This window comes from Nocardia sp. JMUB6875 (genome assembly GCF_041154655.1).
Classification (GTDB): Bacteria; Actinomycetota; Actinomycetes; order Mycobacteriales; family Mycobacteriaceae; genus Nocardia.
The window spans coordinates 1-8002 of record NZ_BAAFGR010000248.1 but is presented as its reverse complement, the minus strand read 5'-3'; the positions used below and the strand labels follow the sequence as shown (position 1 = coordinate 8002).

The 8002-nt window shown below is 69.0% G+C and carries 7 protein-coding genes, 1 other RNA gene and 1 pseudogene; 1 reads left to right on the top strand and 8 read right to left on the bottom strand.

The window, feature by feature from the left end; genetic code table 11:
• From ACAM49_RS36625 to rnpB, 5 genes and pseudogenes are all read right to left on the bottom strand, one after another.
• On the bottom strand, positions 1-252 hold a 252-nt coding region (locus ACAM49_RS36625; protein WP_369640115.1), incomplete at its 3' end, for a VOC family protein.
• 7 nt (positions 253-259) lie between these two features.
• Positions 260-1735: an RNB domain-containing ribonuclease gene (locus tag ACAM49_RS36620; RefSeq protein ID WP_369640114.1), complete on the bottom strand. Its 1476-nt coding sequence runs from the start codon at positions 1733-1735 to the stop codon at positions 260-262.
• 15 nt (positions 1736-1750) lie between these two features.
• Positions 1751-2020, bottom strand: coding sequence for a hypothetical protein (locus ACAM49_RS36615; protein WP_245568542.1), 270 nt, complete (start codon positions 2018-2020; stop codon positions 1751-1753).
• A 796-nt stretch (positions 2021-2816) separates the two neighbouring features.
• Positions 2817-3557: pseudogene (locus ACAM49_RS36610) on the bottom strand (SPFH domain-containing protein); the annotation flags it as partial.
• Positions 3558-3754: 197 nt separating this feature from the next.
• Positions 3755-4184: RNase P RNA component class A (rnpB, locus tag ACAM49_RS36605), an RNA gene on the bottom strand.
• Between the two features lie 30 nt (positions 4185-4214).
• On the opposite strand from rnpB, the gene ACAM49_RS36600 reads away from it, so the two are divergent.
• Positions 4215-5102: an alpha/beta hydrolase gene (locus tag ACAM49_RS36600; RefSeq protein ID WP_369640113.1), complete on the top strand. Its 888-nt coding sequence runs from the start codon at positions 4215-4217 to the stop codon at positions 5100-5102.
• A 21-nt stretch (positions 5103-5123) separates the two neighbouring features.
• On the opposite strand, the gene ACAM49_RS36595 is transcribed toward ACAM49_RS36600, so the two are convergent.
• The 3 genes from ACAM49_RS36595 to ACAM49_RS36585 all read right to left on the bottom strand — a co-directional run.
• Complete coding sequence (locus ACAM49_RS36595) at positions 5124-6437, bottom strand: bifunctional RNase H/acid phosphatase (RefSeq protein ID WP_369640116.1); 1314 nt, start codon at positions 6435-6437, stop codon at positions 5124-5126.
• A gap of 179 nt (positions 6438-6616) precedes the next feature.
• Positions 6617-7354 (bottom strand): zinc ribbon domain-containing protein, encoded by a 738-nt coding sequence (locus ACAM49_RS36590; RefSeq protein ID WP_369640112.1) that lies wholly within the window; start codon positions 7352-7354, stop codon positions 6617-6619.
• A 165-nt stretch (positions 7355-7519) separates the two neighbouring features.
• Positions 7520-8002, bottom strand: a 483-nt coding sequence (locus ACAM49_RS36585) for a Nif3-like dinuclear metal center hexameric protein (RefSeq protein ID WP_369640111.1), incomplete at its 5' end; no start/stop codon positions are given.

Below are 8002 nucleotides of genomic sequence, written 5' to 3'. Positions count from 1 at the left end.
GGCGGGGGTGGGGTCGGGCCGAATCGGCTTGGGGGTGTGGAACATTGCCAGTTCGATCTTGCCGTGGCCGTCGGGGGTGCGGAGCATGGCGACCTCCTGGCGGACGTCGTCGAGGGCGATGATGCGTTCCACCCAGGCCCCCTCGGCGGGGCTGCGGCCTTCCAATTCCATGCCCAGTTCGACGAGGAAGGGGATGACCGCGTCGAGGTCCTCGACCACGATGAGGACGTTGTCCATTCGCTGAATCGCCATGACTGCCCTACTCCTGCTTCGGCGGATAGCTGAAAGTGACTGTGCGGGTGCCGGGATCGGCCGTATCCAAGCGGACGCGGACGTGCTTGCCCTCGGGTGGACCACCGGTGCATTTGGCCAGGACCGGCGGGGTGTCGATGAAGATCTCGGCGGGGCGGGTGCCGTTGGCCTCGCGCAGCACCACCGCGTCGAAGTCGGTGCCAACGCGCGGGGACAGGATGGTGGCCTCGGTCAGATCCACGCAGGCCCGCTCCACCTTGCCCGCGAGGGCGTCGGTGCGGCGCATGGTGTCGACCACGGGGGCGAGGCCGTCGCGAACCCATTGCGGGACTTCGGTGTTCGCGCAGTAGGACAGGCAGATCTCGGTGGCGTAGCGGTCGGCCAGGCGGCGCAGGGGTGCGGTGACGTGGGCGTAAGGCGCACCGATCGCGCTGTGCTGCAAGGTGTCCGGGGCCTGGCCGTCGAGGATGGTGTAGGAGGCCCCGCGTAGCAGTCCGGTGGCCTCGGACATGAGAACCAGCGCGGCGGGCGTATTGCAGTCCAGCGCCGCGAGCATGCGGCCCGTGGACTCGTCGGCTGGCCAGGCCACGCCGACCGCGGTGGCGGTGCGCCGCATGGACTCGATGGCCGCGGGCGCAGGCGGCGGCATGGTGCGCAGCAAACCGATGTTCTCGCCGCCGCGCGCGTGGTTGCCGGAGCCGTTCGAGTTATTGCCATCGAGCATGATTCGGGCCGCGCACATGCCGGTCAGCAGGGAGACCTGTTCGTTCCAATCGTCGGCTTCGGTGCGCGGTTCGATGGCCAATTGCCAATGATCGATACCGGTTTGCTCGTCGTCACGGATAACCGTCTGCGCGGGCAGGCGCAGGGTGATCGCGCCGCGCCGAATTCCGGCCTCGATGCGCAGGCGGCCGAATTCGGGCAGCGCCGCGATGGAGGGGTGCAGGCGGCCGGCGTCGGCGTCGGCCTGCACGCCGGAGTAGTCGAGGCGGGCGCGCGAGCGGACCAGGGCGCGGGTTACCGAATAGCGCTGCGGGACCGCGTGCGCATCGCATTCGATGGTCCACAGCGCGGCGGGGCGATCCACGTCGGGCAGCAGGCTGGCGCGGTCCTCGGACAGCACCGGCGGGTGCAGCGGGACGGTGCCGTCCGGAAAGTAGAAGGTCTGGCCGCGGGCCAGGGATTCGCGGGCCAGCGCGCTGTCGGGGACGACCAGGGCGGCCACATCGGCGATGGCGTAGTAGAGGAGGAATCCGCTCTCGGTGCGCGTCAGGCACAATGCCTGATCCAGATCCATGGCGCCCGGGGGATCAATGGTGACCAGCGGAATCTCACGCCGGTCGACTCGGGTACCCGCGAACGCGTCCGCCGCGTCGCGGGCTTCCGAGACGGCCTCGGAGGGATAGTCCGAGGCCAATCCGAATTCGGTTCGGACAGCGCCGAAGTCCACCGGCGCTGAGACGATCCGCTGATGCAGTTCCACTGCGAAAGGCTAGCCCTACTGGAGGGCCAGCATGGTTCCGTTCAGCTCGTTGAACGGACCGTACACGGTGAACACCACCCGGCCGTCCGGATACTGCGACGACAACGCCGCCGCCGAATCCAGCGCTTCACCGAAGGAAGCGGCCGAGGGGTGCGGCAGGCCCGCGATGACCTGCCCGAAGTGGTTCTGAGCGACCCACGCGGTATCCGCCGGGGTGAGATCGACCTGCACCCCACCCGGCAGCGGGGTCACCGCGACCGCGGAGGCGGACCCGGAACCCAGCACAACCGAAACGGAAGCGGCAGCGGCAAGAAGCGCACCCACTGCCAGTTTGCGAGCAATTCGCATTTAGACGAGACCTGCTTTCCGACGTTTGTTGAGCCCTTCGCCCGTTGCGGACCGCAACGGAACTTTCCAACGCGCAACACTTTATGACGTCGATCACGTTCGGTGCCAGTTCAGAGCAGATAACCCGCTCGACACGCCGAGCCGCGCCGATACACGCAAGGTGGCGCGCCGCAATTCTCATCCAACCGCGGGGTCTTCGCACGGAAACGGACGAGCGGTGTCGGTCACCCCGCTCGTCCGCCCGGCCTCGATCTACTCGCCGCGCAGCCCGCCCGGGAACTTGGCGCTGAAGAACTTGAATCCGTACGCGATCCCGAACAGAACCACGACGGCCGCCGGCTGAATCAGTCCCGCCATGTCTTTCTTCCTCATCTTCATCCGCCGGTCGCGCCCGGGCCCGGTGCCCGCGCCGCGCCGACTCCTAGCCCGCGCCGAGCTCTCCCGACGCGTTCGTCTTCCGTTGCGCCCCTTGTGTCCCGGCCAGGCCGGGGCGGTCGGGCGCGGTGAGCGTGTCGCGCTTGCCGGGGTCCGGCAGCGCCTGCTCGCCGCCGCGCCGCTCCAGTTCGGCGATCGCCTCCTGGATGGCGGGCTGGGCCAGAGTGGCCATGAGTTCGTGGACGGCCTTCGGGTCGAGGGTGGCGGGCTGATCCGGCATAGCGGGCTGCCCGGTCGACGCGGCCTGTTCGGAAGTCTCACCGGAATCCGCGGCCTGCCCGGACACGGACTGGTTGCCGCTGCGTTCCAGGAACCGGAGCAACTCCACCGGGAACGGCAGCACCAGCGTCGAATTCTTCTCCGCCGCAACCTGAACCACGGTCTCGAGGAAGCGCAGTTGCAGCGCCGCCGGGGCCTGGGACATGTTCGCCGCCGCCTCGGCCAGTTTCGCCGACGCCTGCAGTTCGCCCTCGGCGGAGATGACGCGCGCCCGCCGTTCCCGCTCGGCCTCGGCCTGGCGAGACATGGAGCGCTTCAACGCATCCGGCAGCGCCACATCCTTGATCTCCACGCGATCGATGTGCACGCCCCAGTTCAGCGCCGGGCTGTCGATCATCAATTCGAGGCCCTTGTTGAGCTGCTCGCGATTGGACAGCAGATCATCGAGCTCGCTCTTACCGATGATGGACCGCAACGAAGTCTGCGCCACCTGCGCCACCGCGAACAGATAATCCTGCACCTCGATGATGGCCCGCACCGGGTCGATCACCCGGAAGTACACAACGGCATCCACCCGAACGGTGACGTTGTCCCGCGTGATCCCCTCCTGCGCCGGCACCGGCATGGTGACCACCCGCATCGACACCTTCTGCATCTTGTCCACCGCCGGGATCAGCACCCGCATCCCCGGCTCCCGCACCGCCCGCACTCTCCCGAGCCGCAAAACCACCCCGCGCTCGTATTGGGCGACAACCCGAACCCCCGAGGCCAACGCCACTCCGCCGATCACGACAATCGCCGCCAGCCAGGCAATCAACAGATACAGAACATCCATTGTTCACTCCGCGAAAGTATTTCCGCGCCACCGGAAATCCGATGGTGTAGCTCCATCATGCACCCGAAAGATCGCCCCTGCGACGAGATAACAACCCCGCAACATCGGTACACGCGACATGCCACGTCGCAGGGGTTCGGGGTTTCAGGGGCTTGCCCCTGAGGGTTTCGAGAGTTACTGGGCGGACGAGTCGGTCTGTAAGCCGGATCCTGTCCCGGTGGCGAACCACCGGTGGCGACCATCCATCTGGACACACCGTTGCCGGGTGCCTCGAGCGGTCCACCCGCAGGCTCGGGCGAGCAGCCCTCGGACACCTGCGCAGTCGCACTCTCGCGAGTCCGACCTTCGACCTTGCTCCGGGCGGGGTTTACCTAGCCGCACCGGTCACCCGGCGCGCTGGTGCGCTCTTACCGCACCGTTTCACCCTTACCGGCGGTGCACTTCTCGCGAAGTGCGGCCCACCGGCGGTTTGTTTTCTGTGGCACTGTCCCGCGGGTCACCCCGGGTTGCCGTTAACAACCGCCCTGCTCTGTGGAGTCCGGACTTTCCTCGGCGACGGGCTGCGGCACATGCGTGCCCCGTTCCCTTCGCCGCGGCCGCCCGACCGACTCGTCCGCGGCCACCAGGGTACGGTAATGGGCCATGGAGCGTGTCGAGGTGGGGTTCCCTTCGGGTGGCGAGCAGTGTGCCGCATGGCTGTATCTCCCGGATGGACCGCCCAAGCCGCGCCCGCTGGTGGTCATGGGTCACGGGCTGGGGGCGGACCGGGAAATGGGATTGGACCGCTATGCCCGGCGGTTCGCGTCGGCCGGAATGGCGGCGCTGGCCTTCGATTACCGGCATTTCGGGGCCAGCGGCGGTGAGCCGCGGCAGGTGATCAATATCGCCAAGCAGCGCGAGGACTGGCATTCCGCGATCGCGTTCGCGCGCACCATTCGCGGGATCGATGCCACGCGGATCGCGTTGTGGGGCAGCTCCTTCGGCGGCGGGCATGTGCTGGCGGTCGCACCCGACGACCATTACATCGCGGCCGTGGTGGCGCAGTGCCCGTTCACCAGCGGCCGCGCCTCGGCCCTGGCGAAGGGTCCGCTGAGCCTGGTTAAGACCGGCACCATCGCGGTCACCGACCAGCTGCTGGGCCCGATCATCCGCCGTCCGATCAATGCCCGGCTGGCCGGTAAGAAGCATTCCGCCGCCCTCATGAGCGCCGCCGACGTCCCCGCCGGATTCGGGCGGCTGGCCGAGGAGAGCACCCAGTACCGGCCGAAGGTGGCCGCGCGCATCGGCCTGTCGACGCTGTTCGACAACCCGGTCCGGCACGTCAAGGACATCAAAGCCCCTGTGCTGTACGCGGTCTGCGACAACGACACGGTGGCCCCGGCGGGCCCGACTTTGAAGGCCGCCGAGCGCACCAAGCACGCCACGGTGAAGCGCTACCCCATCGGGCACTTCGACATCTACTTCGACGACTGGTTCGAGAAGGCCGTCTACGACCAGACCGAATTCCTGACGGCGACGCTGCGCCCGTAATCCCGGACGCGGACAAGGGGTTCAGAGGTACGAGGTGTCGTTCACCAGGCGGACCGAGGAGCCCCCGTCCGGGTAGAACTCCGCGATGGACAGCGCGGCCAGATCCAGGTGCAGCCGGTACAGCAGCGACGGGCCCACGCCGAGCGCCAGCTGGAGCATCGTCTTGATCGGCGTGACATGGCTGACCACAAGCACATTCGCGCCCGGATACAGCGCGACCAGATCCCGGCGCACGGCCTCGACGCGCTCGCGCACCTGATCGAAGCTCTCGCCTCCGGGCGCGGGCACCGAAGGATCGCCCAGCCAGCGCGCGTGCAGTTCCGGATCCTGCTCGCGGGCCTCCAGGAAGGTCATCCCTTCCCACGCACCGAAATCCGTCTCGATCAGCCCGTCGAGCACCCGCACCGGCAACCCCAGCGCCTTGCCCGCCGCCTCGGCGGTCTCCTTAGCCCGGCCCAGCGGCGAACACACGATGGCCTGGATACCGCCCTTGGCCGCAAGCATTTTCGCGGCCTTCGCGGCCTGCTCACGCCCGAGTTCGGTCAGCGCCGGATTGCCCCGCCCCGAATAACGGCGCTGCACAGAAAGTTCCGTCTGCCCGTGGCGTAGCAGCAGCAACCGGGTCGGCCGCCCCACGGCCCCCGTCCACCCCGGCGCAGCCGAAACGGTCTCGGCCGCAGCGGCTTCGGTCGGTTCGACGTCCTCGGCAGAATCCGACGGGTCCTCGGCCAGCCTGTCGCCGGAATCGGCCGACTCCTCGGTGATCCGGATCAGCTCCGCCTCCATCGCCGCCAGCTCCGGTGCCAGCACATCGCGCACGTCGAGCGGGGCGCTCTCTCCCCCGGTAGACCCGGCCGTTCCATCGCCGGACCCGGTCAGCTCGCGCTCCGCCGATGCGGTCTCCGCCGCGAGCGCGTCGCGCACCTCGGCCACCGTGCCCGCGTCGTCCATGGCCTCGTTGGCGAGCTTGTCCGCGTGCTTGTTCTCCTTGCGCGGAATCCAGGTGAAGCTCACCCGATCGAACCCGGCGACCAGCCGCCGTGCCCGGTCGGCCAGCGGAATCATGCTCTCGTGCTTGACCTTCCACCGCCCGGACATCTGCTCCACCACCAGCTTGGAGTCCATCCGCACCGCGACCTCGCGCGCCCCGAGCTCGGCCGCCGCCTCCAGCCCCGCGATCAATCCGCGGTACTCGGCGACATTGTTGGTGGTGATCCCGAGATACTCACGCCGCTCCGCCAGCACCCGCACATGGTCGGCGTCGTACACCACCGCACCGTATCCGGCCGGCCCCGGATTGCCCCGGGAGCCACCGTCAGCCTCGACGATCACCATGTCCACCAACGCTGTTCACCTTCCGTAATCATCCGGAACGCCGCTCCTGGCCCAGCCGTCGCCGCGGCATGGCCGACCGCCAGCCCTATCGTGCACCACGGCCGCCCGGCCGCCGTATCGGCCCGCCGCGTCGGTCCTTATGGACCTGCAGGGTCCGCTCTACTCGCCCGACCTGCGGATCAGAGCCCGGAGTGCTTGGTGCGCACCAGGATCGCGCTGCATTCGGGGCAGCGGACGACCACGTCGGGGGCGGTCTGGGTGATGCGGGAGATCTCGCCGCGGTCCAGTTCGATGCGGCAGGCGCCGCAGCGGCGGGCCTGCAGCAGCGCCGCGCCGACGCCGTACTGGGTGCGCTGCTTGTCGTAGGCGGCGAGCAGCTCGGCGGGGAAGGCGTTGGAGAGGGCGGCGCGGTCGGATTCGCAGCGCTGCTGGGCGACGGCCAGATCGGCCATGGCCTCGTCGCGGCGGCGTTCGGCGTCGACCAGGTCGGCCTCGGCCTTGTCCAGGTTGGCGCCGGCGTGCGCGTGGTCGGCGGCGGCGGCCTCGCGGCGCTCCATCACCTCGAGCAGATCGTCCTCGAGCACCTTGCGGCGGCGTTCCAGGCTGCCCAGCTCGTGCTGCAGTTCGGAGAGCTGCTTGGCGCCGACCGAACCGGCGGTGAGCATGCCGCGGTCGCGTTCCTCACGCTTGCGGACGGCCTCGATCTCGGATTCCAGCTTGCGGATGTCGCGGTCCAGATCGTCCATCTGGATCTCGACCTTCACCGCCGCGTCCTTGCGCGCGGTGCGCTCGCCCTCCAGCCGCGCCACCTCCTGCTGCTCGGGCAGCACCTTGCGGCGATGCTCGATCCGCGTCAGCTCGGCGTCGACGGCGGCGAGGTCGAGCAGCTTGGCCTGGATCGATGGTTCGGCATTCAACGCGAGGGTCTCCTGGACGCTATGGACGGTTCAAACTCTCGAGACTCGTCAGGGCAAGCCCTGGAACCCCTAGTGGCAGGGAGAGCACTCAAGACTCCCACCGTACCCGCATCGGCGGGCGCAATTTGCCAACGCGGCGTCGAGCTGGGCATTCGCTCGCGATGGTCAGTGGCAGTCGGCCGCGCCGAGGGTCCAGGGGTCGGTTCGCAGGGTGGAGACGCGGGTTTCGAGGCCGGGGAGTGCGGTGCGGACCACAGTGTCGGCCTGGCCACACCAGGGGAACTCGGTGGCCCAGTGGGCGGCGTCGATGAGGGCCGGGCCACCCGCGCGGAGGTGTTCGTCGGCGGGGTGGTGGCGCAGGTCGGAGGTGACGTAGGCGTCGACGCCGAGGCGGGAGACCTTGCCCAGGAAGGAATCTCCGGCGCCGCCGCAGACCGCGACGGTGCGGATGAGGCGGTCCGGATCGCCCGCGGCGCGGACGCCCCAGGTGGTGGTGGGGAGGGCGGCGCGGACGCGGGCGGTGAACTCGCGCAAGGTTTCCGGGGCCGGGAGCTCGCCGATGCGGCCGATGCCCAGGGATGAGGGCAGGGTCGCGCGTTCGGTGACGTGGTAGGCGGGTTCCTCGTAGGGGTGGGCGGCGCGCAGGGC

Coding starts and splice junctions, on each gene's coding strand:
- ACAM49_RS36600 (WP_369640113.1), top strand. CDS start 4,215: ATGGAGCGTGTCGAGGTGGGGTTCCCTTCGGGTGGCGAGCAGTGTGCC.
- ACAM49_RS36595 (WP_369640116.1), bottom strand. CDS start 6,437: ATGGTGATCGTCGAGGCTGACGGTGGCTCCCGGGGCAATCCGGGGCCG.